The sequence below is a fragment of the Thermococcus sp. AM4 genome, from assembly GCF_000151205.2.
Taxonomy (GTDB): Archaea; Methanobacteriota_B; Thermococci; order Thermococcales; family Thermococcaceae; genus Thermococcus.
On record NC_016051.1, the window covers coordinates 1052530 to 1071118 of the forward strand.

General features: G+C 56.5%; 19 protein-coding genes and 1 tRNA gene. 13 read left to right on the plus strand and 7 right to left on the minus strand.

The window, feature by feature from the left end; translation table 11 throughout:
- Nucleotide 1: 1 nt before the first annotated feature.
- Nucleotides 2-1777 (minus strand): pyruvate/oxaloacetate carboxyltransferase, encoded by a 1776-nt coding sequence (locus tag TAM4_RS05635; RefSeq protein WP_014122285.1) that lies wholly within the window; start codon nucleotides 1775-1777, stop codon nucleotides 2-4.
- 85 nt (nucleotides 1778-1862) lie between these two features.
- Nucleotides 1863-2708 (minus strand): class I fructose-bisphosphate aldolase, encoded by an 846-nt coding sequence (gene fba / locus TAM4_RS05640; protein WP_014122286.1) that lies wholly within the window; start codon nucleotides 2706-2708, stop codon nucleotides 1863-1865.
- Nucleotides 2709-2795: 87 nt separating this feature from the next.
- Here fba and TAM4_RS05645 point away from each other — a divergent pair, with 87 nt between their 5' ends.
- From TAM4_RS05645 to TAM4_RS05680, 8 genes are all read left to right on the plus strand, one after another.
- Nucleotides 2796-3518, plus strand: coding sequence for a biotin--[acetyl-CoA-carboxylase] ligase (locus tag TAM4_RS05645; protein ID WP_014122287.1), 723 nt, complete (start codon nucleotides 2796-2798; stop codon nucleotides 3516-3518).
- 98 nt (nucleotides 3519-3616) lie between these two features.
- Nucleotides 3617-4897 (plus strand): dicarboxylate/amino acid:cation symporter, encoded by a 1281-nt coding sequence (locus TAM4_RS05650; protein WP_014122288.1) that lies wholly within the window; start codon nucleotides 3617-3619, stop codon nucleotides 4895-4897.
- A gap of 90 nt (nucleotides 4898-4987) precedes the next feature.
- Nucleotides 4988-6424, plus strand: coding sequence for a CGP-CTERM sorting domain-containing protein (locus TAM4_RS05655; protein ID WP_014122289.1), 1437 nt, complete (start codon nucleotides 4988-4990; stop codon nucleotides 6422-6424).
- A gap of 73 nt (nucleotides 6425-6497) precedes the next feature.
- Nucleotides 6498-7637 carry a CGP-CTERM sorting domain-containing protein gene (locus tag TAM4_RS05660; RefSeq protein ID WP_237702062.1) on the plus strand — a complete coding sequence of 380 codons (1140 nt, stop codon included), beginning with the start codon at nucleotides 6498-6500 and terminating at the stop codon, nucleotides 7635-7637.
- A gap of 51 nt (nucleotides 7638-7688) precedes the next feature.
- Nucleotides 7689-8276 (plus strand): SMC-Scp complex subunit ScpB, encoded by a 588-nt coding sequence (gene scpB / locus TAM4_RS05665; RefSeq protein WP_014122291.1) that lies wholly within the window; start codon nucleotides 7689-7691, stop codon nucleotides 8274-8276.
- A 115-nt stretch (nucleotides 8277-8391) separates the two neighbouring features.
- The gene (locus tag TAM4_RS05670; RefSeq protein WP_014122292.1) at nucleotides 8392-9471 is read left to right on the plus strand and encodes an OB-fold nucleic acid binding domain-containing protein; all 1080 of its coding nucleotides are present in this window, start codon (nucleotides 8392-8394) and stop codon (nucleotides 9469-9471) included.
- A gap of 5 nt (nucleotides 9472-9476) precedes the next feature.
- Nucleotides 9477-9854: a replication factor A complex, RPA14 subunit gene (locus TAM4_RS05675; RefSeq protein WP_014122293.1), complete on the plus strand. Its 378-nt coding sequence runs from the start codon at nucleotides 9477-9479 to the stop codon at nucleotides 9852-9854.
- Complete coding sequence (locus TAM4_RS05680) at nucleotides 9851-10651, plus strand: OB-fold nucleic acid binding domain-containing protein (protein ID WP_014122294.1); 801 nt, start codon at nucleotides 9851-9853, stop codon at nucleotides 10649-10651. The genes TAM4_RS05675 and TAM4_RS05680 overlap by 4 nt, the downstream gene beginning before the upstream one ends.
- A 4-nt stretch (nucleotides 10652-10655) precedes the next feature.
- Here the strand turns inward: TAM4_RS05680 and TAM4_RS05685 are convergent, their stop codons facing one another.
- The 3 genes from TAM4_RS05685 to TAM4_RS05695 are packed head-to-tail and all read right to left on the minus strand — an operon-like array spanning nucleotide 10656 to nucleotide 13010.
- The gene (locus TAM4_RS05685; protein ID WP_014122295.1) at nucleotides 10656-11036 is read right to left on the minus strand and encodes a hypothetical protein; all 381 of its coding nucleotides are present in this window, start codon (nucleotides 11034-11036) and stop codon (nucleotides 10656-10658) included.
- A 9-nt stretch (nucleotides 11037-11045) separates the two neighbouring features.
- Nucleotides 11046-11876 carry a geranylgeranylglycerol-phosphate geranylgeranyltransferase gene (locus TAM4_RS05690; protein ID WP_014122296.1) on the minus strand — a complete coding sequence of 277 codons (831 nt, stop codon included), beginning with the start codon at nucleotides 11874-11876 and terminating at the stop codon, nucleotides 11046-11048.
- 45 nt (nucleotides 11877-11921) lie between these two features.
- Nucleotides 11922-13010, minus strand: a complete 1089-nt coding sequence (locus TAM4_RS05695) for a Clp1/GlmU family protein (RefSeq protein ID WP_048150070.1) — start codon at nucleotides 13008-13010, stop codon at nucleotides 11922-11924.
- Between the two features lie 127 nt (nucleotides 13011-13137).
- Between TAM4_RS05695 and TAM4_RS05700 the strand changes: the two genes are divergently transcribed.
- Nucleotides 13138-13599 carry an Lrp/AsnC family transcriptional regulator gene (locus TAM4_RS05700; RefSeq protein ID WP_048150073.1) on the plus strand — a complete coding sequence of 154 codons (462 nt, stop codon included), beginning with the start codon at nucleotides 13138-13140 and terminating at the stop codon, nucleotides 13597-13599.
- Here the strand turns inward: TAM4_RS05700 and engB are convergent.
- Nucleotides 13594-14142 (minus strand): GTP-binding protein EngB, encoded by a 549-nt coding sequence (gene engB, locus TAM4_RS05705; protein ID WP_014122298.1) that lies wholly within the window; start codon nucleotides 14140-14142, stop codon nucleotides 13594-13596. The genes TAM4_RS05700 and engB overlap by 6 nt on opposite strands.
- 91 nt (nucleotides 14143-14233) lie before the next feature.
- Here engB and TAM4_RS05710 point away from each other — a divergent pair, with 91 nt between their 5' ends.
- From TAM4_RS05710 to TAM4_RS05725, 4 genes are all read left to right on the plus strand, one after another.
- Complete coding sequence (locus TAM4_RS05710) at nucleotides 14234-14887, plus strand: hypothetical protein (protein WP_014122299.1); 654 nt, start codon at nucleotides 14234-14236, stop codon at nucleotides 14885-14887.
- A 38-nt stretch (nucleotides 14888-14925) separates the two neighbouring features.
- A tRNA-Leu gene (locus TAM4_RS05715) sits at nucleotides 14926-15013 on the plus strand.
- Nucleotides 15014-15277: 264 nt separating this feature from the next.
- The gene (hpkA, locus tag TAM4_RS05720) at nucleotides 15278-15481 is read left to right on the plus strand and encodes an archaeal histone HpkA (protein ID WP_014122300.1); all 204 of its coding nucleotides are present in this window, start codon (nucleotides 15278-15280) and stop codon (nucleotides 15479-15481) included.
- Between the two features lie 72 nt (nucleotides 15482-15553).
- Entirely contained in the window at nucleotides 15554-16828 is a 1275-nt protein-coding gene (locus TAM4_RS05725) for a TIGR04013 family B12-binding domain/radical SAM domain-containing protein (RefSeq protein WP_014122301.1), read from the plus strand.
- Nucleotide 16829: 1 nt separating this feature from the next.
- On the opposite strand, the gene TAM4_RS05730 is transcribed toward TAM4_RS05725, so the two are convergent.
- Nucleotides 16830-18545 carry a CGP-CTERM sorting domain-containing protein gene (locus TAM4_RS05730; protein WP_014122302.1) on the minus strand — a complete coding sequence of 572 codons (1716 nt, stop codon included), beginning with the start codon at nucleotides 18543-18545 and terminating at the stop codon, nucleotides 16830-16832.
- Between the last annotated feature and the right edge of the window lie 44 nt (nucleotides 18546-18589).

The window sequence follows — 18589 nt, forward strand, 5'->3', positions numbered from 1 at the left end:
CTCACCCGAGTTCTACGAGTGGGTCGCCGGTGTTCACGGTGTCCCCTTCCTTCACGTAGATTTTCTTCACAACGCCATCTTTCGGAGCCGGAATCTCGTTCTCCATCTTCATGGCCTCAAGCACAACCAAACCCTGGCCAGTCTTGACCTCCTGCCCCTCGCTCACGAGAACCCTCAGGATTTTCCCGGGCATTGGGGCGGTAACTGTGTTGGGCGAGGCACTCGCGGGGGCCGGCGAAGGAGCCGGCGCCGGAGCGGAGACAGGAACCGACGCAGGAGCTGCTGATGGAGCGCTGACCTGAACCGGAACGGCCCCCTGAACCCCCGATAGGTATCTGAGCGCGTTCAAATCTACGCCCTCGATACCGACCTCGAACTCGACACCGTTGACGTATATCTTCACCTTCGAGGCCTTCTTGGGCGGTTCGACCTTCACCCGCCCTTCAGCCCTCACCCTGAAGAACTCGAGGGCTACCTCTGGGAAGAGGCAGTAGGTTAGAACGTCCTCCTCCTTGTGGAGGTAACCGAGTTCCTCGAGCTTCCTCCTGCACTCCTCGAGTTGGGGCTTGAGCAGGCTTCCCGGCCTCTCGGTTATCGGCTCCTCGTCGCCGAGAACGAGCCTTTTGAGTTCCGGGTTTATCTCCGCCGGCGGCCTTCCGTAGAGTCCCCTGATGTAGTCCTTGACCCCCTGTGTTATCTGCTTGTATCGGCCAAAGAGGACGTTGAGGACGGCCTGCGTTCCAACTATCTGGCTCGTCGGCGTCACGAGCGGTGGCCAGCCCAAATCTTCCCTAACGCGCGGAATCTCCTCGAGAACCTCATCGAGCCTGTCGAGGGCGTTCATCTCCTTGAGCTGGGCGATGAGGTTGGAGAACATTCCGCCGGGAACCTGGTACTTGAGGACGTAGGGGTTCACCATGAGCGTCTCCTTGTGAAGTAACCCCCAGTACTTCTCCTCGAGCAGTTTCTTGAGGTAGCGGGAAACCCGGTGGATTAGCTCCCTGTCGAGGTGGCTTCCTACCGCCTCGGGAAGGGCGTGCCATATCGTCTGTATTCCAGGCTGGGCGGTTCCAAAGGCGAGCGGGCTTATGGCGGTGTCTATGTAGTCGGCTCCGGCTTCCACCGCCTTCAGGTAGGTCGCCACCGCCATTCCAGTGGTCGAGTGGGTGTGGACGTTAACCGGGACGCCGTAGGTCTCCTTTATCTCGCTGACCAGCTCGTAGGCCTTCCAGGGAGTCAAAAGGCCCGCCATGTCCTTAATCGTTATGACATCAACGTCAAGCCTTAGGAGCTCCTCGACCTTCTTCATGTAGTACTCCAGCGTGAAGACTTTGCCGGTTGTGTAAGCTATCGCCCCCTGAACCTCCGCCCCAACTTCTTTGGCCTTTTTTATTGCCACTTCCATGTTCCTGACGTCGTTGAGGGCGTCGAAAATCCTGAATATGTCTATTCCGTTCTTGTGGGCAAGCTCCACGAACTTCTCGACGACGTCGTCCTGATAATGCCTGTAACCGACGACGTTCTGACCCCTCAGCAGCATTTGGAGCTTCGTCTTCCTTATGTGCTCCCTGAGGAGCCTTAACCTCTCCCAGGGGTCTTCCTTGAGATAGCGTATGCAGACGTCGAAGGTGGCCCCGCCCCAAACCTCCATCGAGTAGAAGCCTATTTTGTCCATTGTCTCCGCTACCTTAAGCATATCCTCCGTCGTCATCCTCGTCGCTATGAGCGACTGATGAGCGTCACGGAAAGTCGTGTCTATAATCTCAACCCTCGCCAACTCCATCACCTCCCGTGTCCAGAAAAGTACACGGCCTTAAAAGCCTTACGACAGAAAAAGAAGAAGAGTTAGACAATCGCCGAAATCAGAGCAGGCCCTCTGCCTTCGCCGCCTCCTCAGGGTCCTCGTTCCTGTGGACTACCCTGAGAAGGGCCTTTATGAAGGGCTCCGGGTTCTCGCGCTGGAAGATGTTCCTTCCGACGACCGCTCCAGAGCCACCGGCCTCTATGACCTCCCACACGAGCTTGAGGAAATCAACGGGGTTTTCCGTCTTCGCTCCTCCGCTAAGGAGAACGGGAACGCCAGCTGCTGCATCGACGACCTTTGCAAAGGTCTCCTTTGAGCCGGTCCAGTAGGTCTTTATCATGTCCGCACCGCTCTCTGCTGCAGCTCTCGCACCGTACATGACGACGCGGTAGTCCTCTTTCTTTCCGTACTTTTCGTTGATGTACGGGCCCCTTGGATAGGCGAACTGCACAACCGGGAAGCCGAGGTCGTGGGCGTAGCTCGCTATCTCCGCGAACTGACGCATCATGACGTCCTCCTGAGGTGAACCCCAGTAGACGGTCGCCGCTATCGCGTCGGCGCCGAGCTTCACGGCATCCTCAACGAAGCCGAGCTGGCTCTGGAGGAGCTGTTCCTCCTTGGGGCGGAGATTGGTCTTACTGGTGAGCTTTATCATCAAACCGACGTTGGGCTTGACCTCATCGCCGGCGATCCTCGCGATTCCGGGGAGCATCATCACGCCGTCTATCCCGGCCCTGACAACCTTGCGGAGGATTATCCTCGGGTTAACGTGCTCCCAGTGCTCCTCAAAATCGGTCGGTCCGTGCTCGAAGCCGTGGTCCATCGCGAAGATTAGGGCCCTTCCGTCCCTTCTAAAAAACCGCCGGAGTCTCCTCCGGATACCAACGCTCTGGTAGGGATCCATTTGCATCACCGTGAGTGATATATTGATTTGAGGGATTTAAGGTTTTCCCCGGAAACGGTTTAAAGGGTTTCGACGAGTGATGAATGGGTGTTCGACGTGAGGTGGAACGTGATAAGGCTCACGGAGGTCGGTTCTACCAACGATTACGCAAGGGAGATCGCGGAGGACGTGCCGGAAGGCACCGTTGTCGTAGCGAGGAGGCAGAGGTCCGGAAAGGGGCGAAAGGGGAGGAAATGGGCCTCCCCCGAAGGTGGCCTCTGGATGACGGCGATTCTGAAGCCGAGATCCAACCCGGAGCACCTGCCCAAGCTCGTTTTCGTTGGTGCATTGGCGGTACTCGACACGCTTCACGAATACGGGATCAGGGGCGAGCTGAAGTGGCCGAACGACGTCCTCGTTAATGGCAGGAAGATAGCCGGAATCCTGAGCGAGTGCAGGTTCGGCCGCTTCGCCCTCATAGGTATCGGACTCAACGCGAACAACGAGATTCCCGATGAACTCAAGGAGAGCGCGGTTTCGATGGGGGAAATCCTGGGAAGGAACGTCGATCTGGAGGAACTGCTGGAGAAACTTCTGAGAAACCTGTCACGCTGGTACGGTCTGTTCAGGAGCGGAAGACACGGGGAGATACTGAAGGCCGTAAGGAACAGGAGTGCCGTGCTCGGGAAGAGGGTAAGGATCATCGAAGAAGGAAAGGTGATCGCCGAGGGAACCGCGGTGGATATAGACGAATCCGGGGCACTGATGGTCGAGGGGGCGGAAGGCACCGTCAGGGTTCTCTACGGAGACGTGTCCCTGCGCTTCGGATAGTTTTTGTCTTTTTGACGAAAATTTTGTGGAAAACTTAAAGACTGTTCTTGTCACCTATTGAGTTTGGGCTATTCATCAAATAGGCCCGGGGGATGATCATGGGAATGCTGAGGAGGTATCTAGACTACCCGGTTCTGTGGAAGATACTCTACGGTTTGATTCTTGGTGCCATCTTTGGACTGGTCGCTGGCCACTTCGGCTGGACCGACTTCGTGGCAACGTACATCAAGCCCTTCGGTGACCTGTTCGTCAGGCTGCTGAAGATGCTCGTGATGCCGATCATACTGGCATCGCTCGTCGTCGGTGCGGCCAGCATAAGCCCCGCCCGCCTCGGTCGCGTCGGCCTCAAGATAATACTCTACTACCTCGCAACCTCAGCGATGGCGGTGTTCTTCGGCCTCATCGTCGGCAGGCTCTTCAACGTTGGAGCGAACGTCCACCTCGGCTCGGGAACGGGCAAGGCCATCGAGGCTAAAAGCCCCTCCCTCGTCCAGACGCTCCTCAACATAGTGCCCACCAACCCGTTCGCCTCACTGACCAGCGGAGCGGTTCTCCAGGTAATCTTCTTCGCCATAATCCTGGGAATAGCGATAACCTACCTCATGAACAGGCGGGAGGAGCGCGTTAGAAAGTCGGCGGAAACCCTTCTCCGGGTCTTCGACGGCCTGGCCGAGGCTATGTACCTCATCGTCGGCGGCGTCATGCAGTACGCGCCGATAGGCGTCTTCGCGCTGATAGCCTACGTGATGGCCAGGGAAGGTCTGAAGGTCGTCGGCCCGCTCACCAAAGTGGTCGTTGCGGTTTACCTCGGCCTCTTCCTGCAGATCGTCATAACGTACTTCATCCTGCTCAAGATCTTCGGCATCGACCCGCTCAAGTTCATCAAGAAGGCCAAAGATGCCATGCTCACCGCCTTCGTCACGAGGAGCTCGAGCGGGACCCTGCCCGTCACGATGCGCGTCGCCGACGAGGAGATGGGCGTTGACAGGGGAATTTACTCCTTCACCCTTCCGTTAGGTGCCACGATAAACATGGACGGAACCGCGCTCTATCAGGGGGTAACTGTTCTCTTCGTCGCCAACGCCATCGGCCACCCGCTCACGCTGAGCCAGCAGCTGATAGTGGTTCTTACAGCGGTGCTCGCCTCGATAGGAACTGCCGGTGTTCCCGGTGCCGGAGCGATAATGCTCGCGATGGTCCTCCAGAGCGTCGGCCTCGACCTCAGCCCCGGAAGCCCCGTTGCCTTAGCTTATGCAATGATACTCGGCATCGACGCGATACTCGACATGGGCAGGACGATGGTTAACGTCACCGGCGACCTGACCGGGACGGTGATAGTTGCCAAGACCGAGGGGGAGCTCGACGAGAGCAGGTGGTAGCTCCCCACTAATTCTTTTTTGGATAAAGTTAAATACCCCCACCGGAACGGTAGTTAGTGGTCTTCAAGACCCACTCAAGGAGGTATTGGAATGGACAGACGACTGCTTGGAGTTCTTTTGATTGGAATACTCCTCATCCCCCTCGCGGGAGTCTCCGCGGAAGGGACGAATGAAAACGCGTTCGTTCAGGATTACACCTTCTACATCCAGCTTGACAAGAACGGTAACGCCAACATAACGCTCATCACCGTCTGGAAAGGGCCCAAGGATAAGATACACGAGCTCATAGAGAAGCTCCTCAACCAGACCAACGGGAGCGTCGAGAACGCCACCAAGCTCTACGCCCAGCAGATGCTCCAGGGCTACATTCAGGGACTGGGGGAGTCGGGCCTCAGAACCGAGAACCAGACGATAGAGGTCAAGGGCATCAGGGAGGGCAACAACATAACGGTGATATTCCGGGCAAAGGCCGAAGGTGTTGCGAAGTACTACTCCCACGGCAACTTCTGGGAGGTTCTTATCGACCCGACGAGGGGCTACTCTCACATCGCGTCTCCCGACATAAGCTACCCGTACAGGGTGATACTCCACAACAAGTTCGTCATCGAGCTGCCGCCGAACGCGACACTACTCTCGTACCCCCTCCCGTACAGGAGGACGTACAACCAGAGCTACTTTGAGGTCACCCCCAAGGTGGAGGGCAACAAGGTCATCGTCGAGTCGGTTATAGACCTCGAGCCATACCTCAAGGTTGAGGGCTACCAGTGGCTCTTCGGCGACTACAAGGGCTTCTCCATAACCTACCAGACGCCATACAGGGGCCAGGAGGAGTACCCGAGGAGCGTCCTCAACGAGAACGTCACCGTTGAAGTCCTCAAGAACGGCACCGTCGTGCTGACCCTCAGGGACGAGTACGTTGAGCCGAGGAACGCGGTTCTGGCCCAGAAGATCCAGATCCTCCAGTACGGCGTCAGGAACTTTGAGCAGGCCCTGCTGAAGAACTACGTCCAGATGTTCAAGAACATGGGCGCCGACGTTCTCGGGGCCGGTGTGAACGTGAAGAACGTTAACACAACGGGACCGCTCCTCGTTGAGGCGAGGTTCATCCTCAACAACTACACCAAGCTGGAAAACGGCACCTACGTTCTCCACCTCGACCCGACGATGGGGCTGATGAGCAGGATCTACCTGCGCTCAAACGCCGAGTTCAACTACACCTTCTTCGCGGAGGTCAAGCTCCCAGACGGGTGGAAGTTCGTTGCCTACCCCAACTCAACAACCCGGGACATACACGGGAACACCTTCAAACTGGACGTCAAGCTCGAAGGGAACAGGCTCCTGATAAAGGCGAACACGTACATCTACTACGGGGCATCGGACGAGGACGTGCAGCACCTCCTTGAGGAGTTCAGCGGAATAGACGTAAAGTTCAAGCCCGGCAAGTCGAGCGGATGGAGCCTCTGCGGGCCGGGCGCGATAGCGGTTTTAGCGGTTGTTCCCCTCCTTTTTAGGAGAAGGAGGAACTGACCCGATCCCCTCTTTTTTTCAACAAATTTTTAAAGTCCACAACCAATTGAAGTTGGAATACGCCCCGGGGGAGATGCCTTTGAGAACCGTTACCCTCATAGTGGCGGTTCTGCTGGCGGGTCTTTTCCTTCTAAGCCCCGTAGCCGCGGTCAGCTCTCCGGGAAAGGCCAGCTTAGCCATAAAACCCGAAAAGCCCGTGGACGTTAAGGTCCTCAGAGAGGCCGTCTCTCTGCTGAGGGAGCGCATCAACCTGACGGGGATTTCCGATTTCCGGGTTGAACTGGAAGAGACCGGGGAAGGCCACCTCATCAGAATAAAAGCAGAGGACGTGACCCCGGAAGAAGTGGGGGCTATCAAAAGGATCGCCGAAAGCTTTGGAAGGCTTTACATCGAGTTCAACGGCGTCGTTGTGGGGAGGAGCGTTAACGTCACCGGTTACAGACTTGAACCGAAGATGTGCCCCACCTGCTGGAGGGTTGATTTCACGGTCCCTCCGGAGGTCACGGCGAGGTTTAAGGAGGTGGCCTCTGGTAAGCTTGGGTGGCCGACTGATATTTACCTCGACCCGCCGGTGAATTCGCTCCTCGTTGTTTCACCCAGGGTTTACCAGGAGATGAACTCTCAGGACTTCATGGGAGAACCGAAAAAGGGGACTCCAAAACCGCTCGTTGAAAGGCTCAAGGAGGCGTTCAACATTACGGTAATCGAGTACCAGAACCAGAGTGCTGGGGAGATCGTTGATAACGCCACGGCCTTGGGCAAGGATAAGATTATCCTCGCCGACGTGCCAGAAAAACTGTACACCGAGGTCAAAGGAACCCTCTCCTCCAGAAAGATTAACATCGAGGTTTCTTACTACGCCCTTCAGACTGGAGAGGGCACCAAGAACTTCGTCAAGAGGATCCTCAACCTCTACGGGCCCTACGTCCTGAGGTTCGATCCCGCCGAAGATAGCACAACCCGGCTCACCATCAGCGGGGTCGGGAAGGACAGAAAAGCCACCCTCGAGGAGGCGAAGAAGCTGTACCTCGACTTCAAAATGGGATCCCTGCCCGTTACATTCCGGGTTGTGGATGTATCCCTCAGTTCAACTCCATCCGGAACGAGCACGAGCTCGGGCACAATGACGGCGAAGGTTGCCGATGATTCAAAACAGTGCGGCCCCGCGTCAATAGTTCTCCTCGCCCTTCTCCCACTGATCAGAAGACGCTGAGCCAGCAAACTTTATTTATTCCCTTCCCCCTATTCTTTCAGGGTGAAAATCATGGGACTGCTTGAAGACAAGGCCCTCGTCGAGGCTGCGCTCTTCGTTTCTGGAAGGCCCCTAAGCCTGAAGGAGCTCTCAAAGGCCCTGGGAATAAAATCCCTCGACTACCTCGAAAAGCTCATCGAGCTCATAGCGGCGGAGTACGCCGAGAGGAAGAGCGCCATAGAGGTCGTAAGGGTTCTCGGGGATAAGTTCGTTATGCAGGTGAAGCAGGAGTACAGCCAGAGGGTTATCCACCTCATGCCGAGGCCCGACTTGAGGACGGGCGAGCTGAAGACCCTCGCGCTAATAGCTTATCTCCAGCCGATAGAGCAGAGCAAGATAGTAAAGTTGAGGGGAAGCCAGGCCTACGAGCACATAAAGAAGCTGATAGAGATGGGCCTCATCTACGCCGAGCCCTACGAGAGGACCAAGATCCTCGGAACAACGCAGAAGTTCGCCGAACTCTACGGCTTTCCCGAGAACGATCCAAACGTCATAAAGGAGGCCTTCAAGAGGGTCATCCACGCCGAGTACACCGACATCATTGAGAAGCTCGAGGGTGGCAAGAAAGAAAACGAAAAAGCCGAGGTTCAGAATTCCTGAGCCCCTCAGTATCTCTTTCTCCTTTAGAAGGCAGGAAAGCCCTTCTCTGCACCCGGGGAACCCTCAGAGAAAGGTTTAAATACCCAACCTGCCAATTACCATTTAGGTGAGTTCTATGGCGGTGCTCACAAAGGAGGCAATCCTTGAGCTCATCCGGTCCAAAACCGGAATGAGCGAGAGGGAGATAGACCTCAAGATAAGGGAGATAATGAAGCGCGAGGGCATTGGAGAGCATGCCGCTGCACTGCTCCTCGCTGAGGAGCTCGGCATAAACCTCGAAGGCGAGGAAGAGGCACTCCACATAGCGGATCTCGTCCCGGGGATGAGCGGCGTCAACATAGTGGGCAGGGTCCTTAGGAAGTATCCACCGAGGGAGTACACCAGGAGGGACGGGAGCAGAGGGGTGGTGGCCAACCTGATAATCTACGACGCCACCGGCAAGGCGAGGCTCGTTCTCTGGGATTCGCAGGTCGGGAAGTACTACAACGAGATCAACGTCGGAGACGTCGTCAAGGTCATAAACCCGAGCGTCAGGGAGGGCAGGAACGGGATAGAGCTCCACGTGAACTTCAGGAGCAGGGTCATAATCAACCCGAGCGACGATCCAAGGGTGGAGGAGATACCGCCCCTCGAGGAGGTCAGGAGCTACAACTACAGGCGCGTTAAGATTGCAGAGCTCGAAGGGGGAGAGCGCTTCGTTGAGCTCAGGGGAACCATCGCGAGGGTCTACCGCGTAACGGTTTACAACGCCTGTCCGCAGTGCAGGAGGAAAGTGGACTACGACCCGGCCACCGAGTCATGGGTGTGCATTGAACACGGCGAGGTTGAACCAGTGAAGATGACCGTCCTCGACTTCGGACTCGACGACGGAAGCGGTTACATCAGGGTGACGCTCTTCGGCGACGAGGCGGCGGATCTGCTCGGCGAGGATCCGGCCGTGATCGAGGAGATGCAGAAGGAACTGATCGATGCGGGGGCGACGCTGAAAGAAGCCGCCAGGAAGCTGGCCGAGGAGAAGTTCTACACGATACTCGGAAGGGAGATAGTCGTGAGGGGCAACGTCATCGACGACAAGTTCTTCGGGCTGATCCTCAAGGCCTTCACGTGGGACGACCTCGACTTCAAGCGCGAGATAGCGATGGAGAGGGCCCAGCTGAAGGAGGCCCTGAAGATGCTCGATGGCGGCGAGGGGTGAGGTAGATGGAAGCCGAAACCCGTTTCAGGAGAAGAAAACCGGCCGTTGAGAGGAAGATAGCGGAAATAAGGGAGGACGACACGAGGGTTGCGCTCATCGGAAAGGCCTTCAAGGTGGACAAGATGGACTACACCTTCTGGCTCGACGACGGAACCGGGGTCATACTCATCGAAAGCGAGGACAACGTCCTGCCCGAGAACGGCCAGCTCGTCAGGGTCATAGGCAGGGTCATCAGGGACGAGAGCGTCCACATCTACGGTGAGGTGATCCAGGACTTCACCGGCGTCGATCTGGAGGCCCTGGAGGAGATAAGGGAGCTCGAGAGGAAGTACCTCCCCAGGATAGAGGAGATGGCCACCTTCTTCGGGGGTGAGGAGGAATGAAGAAGAGACTCCCTGCTAGCAGGGTCTACCTCAAGGACGTCATCGATGGCTACTACGTCAAGAGCGACGGTGACCTCGAGCCCAACTACCTCATCACGAAGGACGCCAGAAAGGTCTACCGCGTCAAGGTCGTCGCGACCGTGGTGAGGGAACCCTTCATAAGCGACGACGAAACCTACGGCAAGTTCCAGATCGACGATGGAACTGCGACGATATGGGTTCTCGCCTTCAGGGACAACACCCGCTTCGTGAAGCTCGTCAAGAAGGGTGACCTCGTTCAGGTCATCGGGAAAGTTGCTGAGTGGCGCGACGACAAGCAGATACTCGTCGAGGGCGTCGCCAAGGTTCACCCGAACATGATGGTGCTCCACCGCTTTGAGACCCTCAAGGAGAAGGCCGAGCACGTCCGCAAGGCGAGGATAGCCTTCGACATCTACGACCGCTACGGCATAACGGCCAAGGCCAAGGTCATCGCGAGGAACAAGGGTGTGAGCGAGGATCTCCTCATGACGATCGACGAGCTCTACACCCTCATGCTCGAGCAGAGGAGCATGGAACTGGAGGAGGAGCTCTTCGAGGAGGAAGAGGAAAAGCCAGCAGAGAACCCGGAGCTCGAAAAGGCCAAGGAGGCAGTTATGAAGCTCCTCAGGGAGAAGGGCAAGCCCCTCTCGCACAAGTTCATAGTGAAGAAGCTCTCCAAGGAGTTCGACGAGGAGATCGTAGAGGAGGCCATAACCAGACTCCTGGCGGAGGGAGAAATATACGAGCCGGAGACCGGCTACTACGAACCCCTCTGACCTTTCAATATTGTTCGCGCATCGTCCTTATGACCGGATCGTGGATCAGCGTTGACGTTATGCTGTCGACCATCCTGAAGAACTCGTCCCTTCCCTTCTCAAGACCCATGTTCTCGATCCTTATGAGCCTGCACTCCCTTCCGAGGACCCACTTTCCGAGGATTATCTTCTCCCTTCCGTCCTTGACCGCGTCTATCCTCACGAGACCGTAGGGTATGTCGGCCGTCCACCAGTTGGCCTTGAAGGTAATCCTCCACCCCGCGCTCCTGATGACCTCTGCCAGCTTTTCCATAGTCTCGCCCGGCCCGTGGGGCGTCTTGAAGGTGACGACCGTCCAGAGGCCGTCTTCATCAAGCTTCCTAACGATCTCATCCCTAAACTCCATGCTATCACCTCACATCAAAGCGGCTATCAGGAAGGCGAAAACCGCAAGGAAAATGCTCGCCTTGAGCAATAACTGTGACCTGTGGGCGGTTTCCCTGTCCTGGCTCCTGAGGATCAGGTAAACCGCGTAAAGGATTATCAGATCGACGGGAACCATGGCGTAGTAGCCGACGCCGACACCTGCCTTAACGGGGAGGAAAGAAGCTATCACCGTCGCGATCCCGAAAAGCGAGGCCACGTAAGCGGCCTTTCTGCGGCCGATTAGTATGGGTAACGTTTTAGCGCCCTTCTTAAGGTCCCCCTCGACGTCCTCTATGTCCTTGACGATCTCCCTCGCAACGTTAACGAGAAAGGCACAAACCGCCAGCGTTCCAGCCAAACCGAACTTCCCCACCGCGATGGCACCGTAGAGGGGGGTGGCTCCTGTAAGGGCCGCAACCGCTAGGTTCCCTATGAACGGGAGGGGCTTGAGCTTCCAGGCGTAGAGGAACATCGTGACGTACGCGAGGAGCGCGAAGGCGAAGGCCTCAACCGATATCAGCAGGGCGGAGAGGAGTCCAAGGGCGAAGAGAAACATGGCGTACCAGAAGGCGGTTCTCCTGTCCATGGCGCCCCTCGGGAGGGGCCTCTCCGGGCGGTTTATCCTGTCGATCTCGTAGTCGAAGTAGTCGTTGATGGTGTTTCCTCCCGCACAGCCGAGGGCAACGACGAGGAACACGAGAAGGAGAACCCTCCACCCGGGGAGGGAACCGAGTGCGACAATTGAACCCAGAACACCAACTAACCCGGCTAAAGTGCAGTTGTGGGGTCGGGTTATCTCCACGAAGGCCCTCAGCTCCATTAGACGCACCTAACAAACCCTAACTGGAGAACTTAAAAAGGTTTGCTAAAGCTCCTCGCGCCTGAGGAGGGCGAGTTCTTCCCCCGTCTCCGTGACCCTTATCCTTCCAAAACGGACCTCGACTGCCCGGGAGAGCTCGTCCTCGCCGAGGGGGGTCAGGACTTCGAGCAAACCCTCGCTGAGGCGGGGCCACTTGATGATGCCAAGGCCGAGGCAGAAGCCGAGCTCGTCTATGAAGCCGACCAGCAGGTTGCTCAGGGTCTCGAAGTCGATCGCCTTGATAACGGACCTGTTGTAGGGCCTCCTCCCCGAGTCGGCCTTAACGACGGTGTAGGTTTCCTTCCCCTTCCAGCCGGCCAGAACGATCCAGTCGTGAAGGCTCTCAAGGAGGTCTTTCTCCTCCCCCGTCAGGGGCCTTCCCGAGAACATCGACGTCCCCGAGACGCGCAGGACGGAGAGATCCACCATAAGGGGAGATGAGCCGGAGAAATATGCCCTCCACTTGGCGGTTCTTATAGCGCGTCTCTCCTCCTGGGAATGGGGCCTAACTTTGTCGCTCCTCCTCAGGAGAACCGTCTCGGTCAGCGGCGAGGAAACCTCGATGAGTTCCTCTATTGCCCTTTCCCTCTCGCCGGTGGACTCTATGAAAACGGTCAGATCCGGCCGAACGGCCTCGATCTTGAGCCTCTTGAGCTCGAAACCGGGCCCGGTCACAAAGCCGGTCGTGTCTACGAGAACCACATCCGCGAGGGATTTCGCAACGTCGACGAGCCTCTTAACGCCAACGACGGTTTCACCTATGTACTGGGCCGGAGTTGTTATTCCTATGAAGTAATGAAGGTAAGGCGCGAGTTCGGAGAGGCTGGGGAAATTCTCCTCGGCTATGCCGAGGCTTATCGTTGCGGGGGGGAGTATGCCCTTCTGGCCGAGATCGCTGTCCACGATACCAACGCGGTATCCAAGGTTCACGAGCCCGTTGGCGACGAAGGTTAAGGACGTCGTTTTACCGCTGTCCACGTCGCCGATGAACATTACCACAGGCCTCTCGAGGCCGGCTATCGTCTCCACGAGCTCAACCCTATCCTCGGGCACGTCGGTGGTGTAGATTGCCTTGTTTGAGCCCACGCCTTCCATCCTCTCCCCCCGCTGGAGTTGTGGGAAAGCCTTATAAAAGTCTCTGCCCCTCAAACTAGTGTTAGGTTTGACAAAATAAAACCAAAACCTCTAATTGAGTCAAGTTTCATGGATCGGAGGTGGAAAGATGGAAAGGAATTCCCTAACGAGCAGACAGCTAAAGCTTCTCAAAAAACTCTACGAGGAGGGCAGGCCCCTGGAGGTTCATACTGTCGAGAAAACGCAGGACGAACTGGCGAGCGAGCTGGGCATAACGAGGCAGGCCCTGAGCAACCACCTCAAGGTCCTCAAGGAGCTCGGCTACATCAGGACCGGCAGGGGCTTCATAGACCTCACCGAGAAGGCCCTCGAACTCCTCGGGGAGAAGAAGGGGGACGTTTTCATCTTCGTCAGGATAGAGCCTACCAAGAGGAGGCAGGTGTACGAAAACGTGAGGAAGCTCAAGATAAAGAGGATCTACCGCGTCACCGGCGACATAGACCTCGTGATAGAGGCCGACAAGAGCAAGCTGGACGAGATTTTAGAGGAGATAGCGTCTCTCGACGGCGTGAAGGAGACGATAACCCACGTCGTGCTCGAGGTTCTATGACCTCATTTTCCTTTCCATGAGTCTCTTCAGCTCATCGAGGTTCTTTCCGAACTTGGCCGAGATCGGGACGAAGGTTTCCGGTATCTCGCCGAAGGGAACTCCGAACTTCTCGGCCAGATAGCCGATAACGGCCTGAACGTTCTTCACCCTGTCGATCTTGTTGACCGCAACCACAGTGGGTATTTCGAGCTCCCGCAGGAACTGGAAGAACTCGACATCTATGGGTATCTCTCCCCTCTTTTCCCACCTCTCTATTATCTCGGGCGCGGCCTTTCCATCGACGACGAGAACCGCGAGCTCTATATCATCGGCGTTGTCCTCTATGAAGCGGACTATCTCGTCCTTGATCCTCTCCTGGACCTCCCGGGGAAGGCCACTCATAAAGCCAAAGCCGGGCATATCAACGATCCTCTTGTTGCGCCACACGACCTCAACGGGCTTCCTGGTCACACCGGGCCTCTTACCGCGCTTCACCTTCTTTCCCGTGAGTCTGAAGATCAGGGTACTCTTACCGACGTTCGATCTCCCCACGAAGATTATCATCTCGCTCACCCTCCGGGGCCTCGCTTCTTCCCTAATAAAACCTTGCGGAAAAGTTAAGTATCTTTAAAGCCCAATTCAAGCGGTGGTGATAATGGTACCCTCAGGCGACCGGGCCAATCAGCTGATAAACAAGTTCGTGATCTCCCTCACCACCGGAAGGATACTCGGCTACGTGACGGACATAAACGTGGAGGTTGAGGGAACCAAGTTCTACTTCATCCTCAAGATGAAGATCGTTGAGAACCTTGGAAAGGGGCAGGGCGTGTTCACGAACGAAACGAAGGTACGGATAGAGCCGAGCGACATCGTGAACGTCGGGCCTGACGTCATCGTTCTAGGCGACGGCAAAGTCCCCCCTCTGAGGGAGATAGAACGCCTCTACCAGCTTCAGAGCGAATACGAAGAGGTGGTAAGCCAGCTCAGGGAGAAGGAGGCACTCCTAAAGAGCCTCAAGGAGGAGAACGCCCAGCTGAGGAGACAGCTCGACGAGGCCCAGAGGGAGATAAGACGCTGCGAGGTCATGAAGGAGGACTTCGAACACCTCAAGGAGCAGCTGATAAGGCAGGAGGGCCAGCTGGAGATGGCGAGGGAGTACATAAAGCTCCTCGAGGGAATAAGACACGACATAGACCAGATGCGGGACCTTCTCGAAAAGCTCGTTGGAGAGGTCCTCGAAAACACCGTGAGGGGCGTAATAGACGAGGAACTGAACGCCAGAGGCCTCAAGAAGACCGGCTTCCTCTGATCGAAAGATTTTTTAAGATGCCGGAAAACCTCTCCCGGGCGGGGGTAGCCGAGCCTGGCCAAAGGCGCGGGATTTAGGGTCCCGTCCCGCAGGGGTTCCGGGGTTCAAATCCCCGCCCCCGCACCAGAAACTTTTCTCGAAAGATCTTCAATGGATTGGCATAACATCGAGTAATTTTCCGTTTTCCACTGCCTATCCGGAGCACCTTTTCTCAATTTCCCGGGCACCTTATGGTGAGAACATTGTCCTCCTTCGGCTTTTCACCCCACTTACCAACGAAGCGGGGCCGATTTTCATTATCGCCCGCCCCCAGCCCCCAATTTACCGAAAGCTTTATATAGTTTCTATGGCCAAAAGAATACTGAAAAACCCTTTATGGAGGTGTGGGAAATGGCCGAGTTGCCGATTGCCCCAATTGACAGACTTATAAGGAAGGCTGGCGCCGAGAGGGTCAGCGAGGAGGCCGCCAAGGTCCTCGCCGAGTACCTCGAGGAGTACGCGATCGAGATCGCCAGGAAGGCCAACGAGTTCGCCAGGCACGCTGGCAGGAAGACCGTCAAGGCCGAGGACATCAAGCTCGCCATCAGAACCTGATGGCTTTTTTCTGGCTTTTCTACCCATTTCTGAACCGTTACCGTTTTAAGCCCCCTCTCCACGCTTTCGACCATGCCGGAAATAGCGATCAGGATGACAAGGCGCAACCACAACGCCTTCGTCCACCTTCTCGGCGCCCTGGAGAGCCAGGGCTTTGATCTGAGCGGGCTTCTCATAACTAAGGACTTCAACGAGATTCTGAAGGCAAGACCGAAGGTCGTCCTTTACTCCTTCTTCACGGAGGAGATATGGGGCGACCTCCCCCGGGAAGTCCGGCTTTTGAAGGAGAGGGGAGCGCTCCTCGTTGCCGGCGGCTACCACGCGATAGCGATGCCGAAGCACACGCTCAATGAACTGGGGTTTGACATAGCGGTCATCGGCGAGGGGGAGGAGGTGATCTACCGGCTTTTAACAACCCTAAAGGGGACGGGCTATCGGATAACCCCGGAGCTGGCAAACGTAACTGGTCTCGCCTTCTATCTAAACGGCGAGTTCACCTTTACCGGCTTCGCGAAGGTCGAGGACTTCTGGCGATTTCCGCCGTATCCGGAGAGCTTAAGGCTCATTTCGCCGATAGAGATAAGCAGGGGCTGCCCCTTCCGCTGCTACTACTGTCAAACCCCCTACATCAAGGGCTTCCGCATGAGGCACAGACCCATAGACCAGATTGTGAAGTACTCGAGGAGAATGAAGGACATGCGCTACATAACGCCCAACGCCTTCGCCTACGGTTCTCCTGGGGCTATACTCAAGCTCAACAAGCTCGAAGCTCTGCTCAAGGCCCTCCAGCACCTCAGGAAAGAGGGGAGAAGGCTATTCTACGGAACGTTTCCGAGCGAAGTAAGGCCTGAATTCGTCCTTCCTGAGACGCTCGAGTTGCTCATTGACTACGCGGACAATAGAAGACTTGCCATCGGGGCGCAGAGCGGGGACGACGCGATGCTGAAGGCCATGCACAGGCTCCACAGGGTTGAACACGTTCAGCGGGCCGTTGAGTACATGCTCGAGTACGGCTTCGAGCCGGTCGTTGACTTCATCGTCGGCCTGCCAAACGAGAGCGAGGAGAGCCAGAGAAAGAGCATCGAGCTTATGAAGTGGATCATGCGTAAGGGCGGGAAGGTTCGCGCCCACTACTTCATGCCCCTGCCCGGAACCCCCTGGACGCGGTGCAGGCCCTCTCCCCTAAGTGAGGAGATGAAGAAGTTCTTGGGCAGGATGGCGGCAAAGGGCAAAATAGAGGGCTCGTGGGGGATTCAGATAGATCTCTCCAGGAGGCTCCAGAAGCTCATCGAGGAGTTCTACGAGGAACCGATGAGCTATCACGGGAAAATAAGAGAAAGCTGCTGAGCTATCTCCTCCTGAGCAGAGGTAGAAAGGCAAAGAGCGCTATTATTCCCGGTCCGCAGATGCCGCCGCTTTTCGCGGGTTTTTTGGAGGACGTTGATGAAGTTCCTCCCTGCCGAACCGTTGAGGTTGTTATTGAGCTCGCTGTGGTAGATGCAGTGCTTTCAGAAGCTCCCGAAGACGTCGCGTTCCCACCCGATCTCTCCAGATAGGCCATTCCTTTTTCGAAGTCCACGTAGAGCACCAGCTCATCCCCCGGGTTTATAGGGGCTGTGGTGTTGAACTCCCGGAGCTTGAAGTCTCCCTGGATCTGGGGAGTAACCGAGATGTTGTAGGTGTCGGGAAGAACCGTCAGGTTGGAGCTGTGGTCTATTACGAAGTCGGCGGAGTAGTGTTTGCCCCTCAACTTCACAAAGGCACCAAAGCTCGGGATGATTACCTCGAGCCTCGCCCACGGGTAAATCCAAACGGTTTCAGGGGCCCACTCGCTTACCGTTCCGTTGCCGTCACGGACTTTCAGGAGGTCCTTTGCATTCCTCTCCTCTACCTCCGGAGCTCCGAGGTTCTCGAGCTCGACGGGGGAGGACTCGATATCGCCGAGGGGCCGTATCATGTTGCCGTAGGGGAAGTTCGAGGGGAGGCTCATCACGAGGAGTCTGTCGTAGTCACCCTGTTCTGAGCCGGGGATTAGATAGGTTCCGACAGCTAACACGCGATCGTCCAGCCAGACCGCGTTCGCAATGCTCTCCCCCGTGGTGTACGGGTAAAATGAGAGCTTTACGCCCCTTAGAGGCTCTCCATCCGGGCTCAGGAGGAGCAGTTCACCCTCGTCGGTCGTGATCGCAAGCCCTTCACTCGAAGCTGAGACTGAATAGATGTGAACCTTGAGGCGCCGGGCCCACTTAACGTTTCCCTCCCTATCCATCATGAAAACGATCGAACCAGCGGCACCGATGAGGCTCCCGTTGAAGCTCAAGAGTGTCTTAACGCTGAGCGCCCGGCTCGTTTCTTGAAGCTCAACGTCGCCCCCGCTCGAGAGCCGAACCAGCCAGAGCCTGGCCCTCTGAACGTCGCACTCGCCGGGTATGGCTATCCTTCCGAGGGCGAAGACCCTGTTCCCCAAGACGGTGACGCTGTTAAAGGCCGTGTAGTAGCCGTTCTCATAGGCTTTGACCCACACAGGGTTCCCACTGGCATCAAACTTAACGAGAAATGCCGAGGCAACAGTGCCGGTCCTGAACTCGAGCCCCTTGCTCAAGCCCCCAGCGTAAAGGCCGTCGTTTCCAACGGCTATCGATGATAGGAAATCGTCCTTGTCAGTCCCGATTATCTTCTGCCAGAGCATGCGGCCATCGGAGGAAAACGCAATTATAAAGCCGTCCTTCTTTGACCTCCCGTCTATTACGACCCCCGCAATGTAGAGTCTACCCCTGGAATCCACAGCCGCCCCTGTGATACCGTTCACATCTCCTCCCGCCTGCCACACCTTTGACCATTTTATGTTCCCATCGCGGTCGAGCTTCATCACAAAAACTCCCCACCTGCCAGAGGGAGTGTCGGTGGTGGTGCCGATCACAACGATGCCATCACCAAGGGGAAGGACGTACTCCCCGGATGCCCATTCACGACCGAGGTAGCCCCTGATCCAGCCGTCAAAATGGGCCCCGTAGACCTGACCCGCCAGGAAGATCAGCAGGAGGAGCGCCAAGGGGCGCCTCATGGGATCACCCCCACTGTTATAATGTTGTGTGGAAAGATTTATAA

Bases quoted from the DNA above. Each gene is read 5' to 3' on its own strand.
- TAM4_RS05730 (WP_014122302.1), bottom strand. From the start codon at position 18,545: ATGAGGCGCCCCTTGGCGCTCCTCCTGCTGATCTTCCTGGCGGGTCAG.
- TAM4_RS05680 (WP_014122294.1), top strand. From the start codon at position 9,851: ATGAAGAAGAGACTCCCTGCTAGCAGGGTCTACCTCAAGGACGTCATC.
- TAM4_RS05695 (WP_048150070.1), bottom strand. From the start codon at position 13,010: ATGGAAGGCGTGGGCTCAAACAAGGCAATCTACACCACCGACGTGCCC.
- fba (WP_014122286.1), bottom strand. From the start codon at position 2,708: ATGGATCCCTACCAGAGCGTTGGTATCCGGAGGAGACTCCGGCGGTTT.
- TAM4_RS05690 (WP_014122296.1), bottom strand. From the start codon at position 11,876: ATGGAGCTGAGGGCCTTCGTGGAGATAACCCGACCCCACAACTGCACT.
- TAM4_RS05675 (WP_014122293.1), top strand. From the start codon at position 9,477: ATGGAAGCCGAAACCCGTTTCAGGAGAAGAAAACCGGCCGTTGAGAGG.
- TAM4_RS05725 (WP_014122301.1), top strand. From the start codon at position 15,554: ATGCCGGAAATAGCGATCAGGATGACAAGGCGCAACCACAACGCCTTC.
- engB (WP_014122298.1), bottom strand. From the start codon at position 14,142: ATGATAATCTTCGTGGGGAGATCGAACGTCGGTAAGAGTACCCTGATC.
- TAM4_RS05700 (WP_048150073.1), top strand. From the start codon at position 13,138: ATGGAAAGGAATTCCCTAACGAGCAGACAGCTAAAGCTTCTCAAAAAA.
- TAM4_RS05710 (WP_014122299.1), top strand. From the start codon at position 14,234: ATGGTACCCTCAGGCGACCGGGCCAATCAGCTGATAAACAAGTTCGTG.
- hpkA (WP_014122300.1), top strand. From the start codon at position 15,278: ATGGCCGAGTTGCCGATTGCCCCAATTGACAGACTTATAAGGAAGGCT.
- TAM4_RS05685 (WP_014122295.1), bottom strand. From the start codon at position 11,036: ATGGAGTTTAGGGATGAGATCGTTAGGAAGCTTGATGAAGACGGCCTC.
- TAM4_RS05655 (WP_014122289.1), top strand. From the start codon at position 4,988: ATGGACAGACGACTGCTTGGAGTTCTTTTGATTGGAATACTCCTCATC.
- TAM4_RS05670 (WP_014122292.1), top strand. From the start codon at position 8,392: ATGGCGGTGCTCACAAAGGAGGCAATCCTTGAGCTCATCCGGTCCAAA.
- scpB (WP_014122291.1), top strand. From the start codon at position 7,689: ATGGGACTGCTTGAAGACAAGGCCCTCGTCGAGGCTGCGCTCTTCGTT.
- TAM4_RS05650 (WP_014122288.1), top strand. From the start codon at position 3,617: ATGGGAATGCTGAGGAGGTATCTAGACTACCCGGTTCTGTGGAAGATA.
- TAM4_RS05660 (WP_237702062.1), top strand. From the start codon at position 6,498: ATGCCTTTGAGAACCGTTACCCTCATAGTGGCGGTTCTGCTGGCGGGT.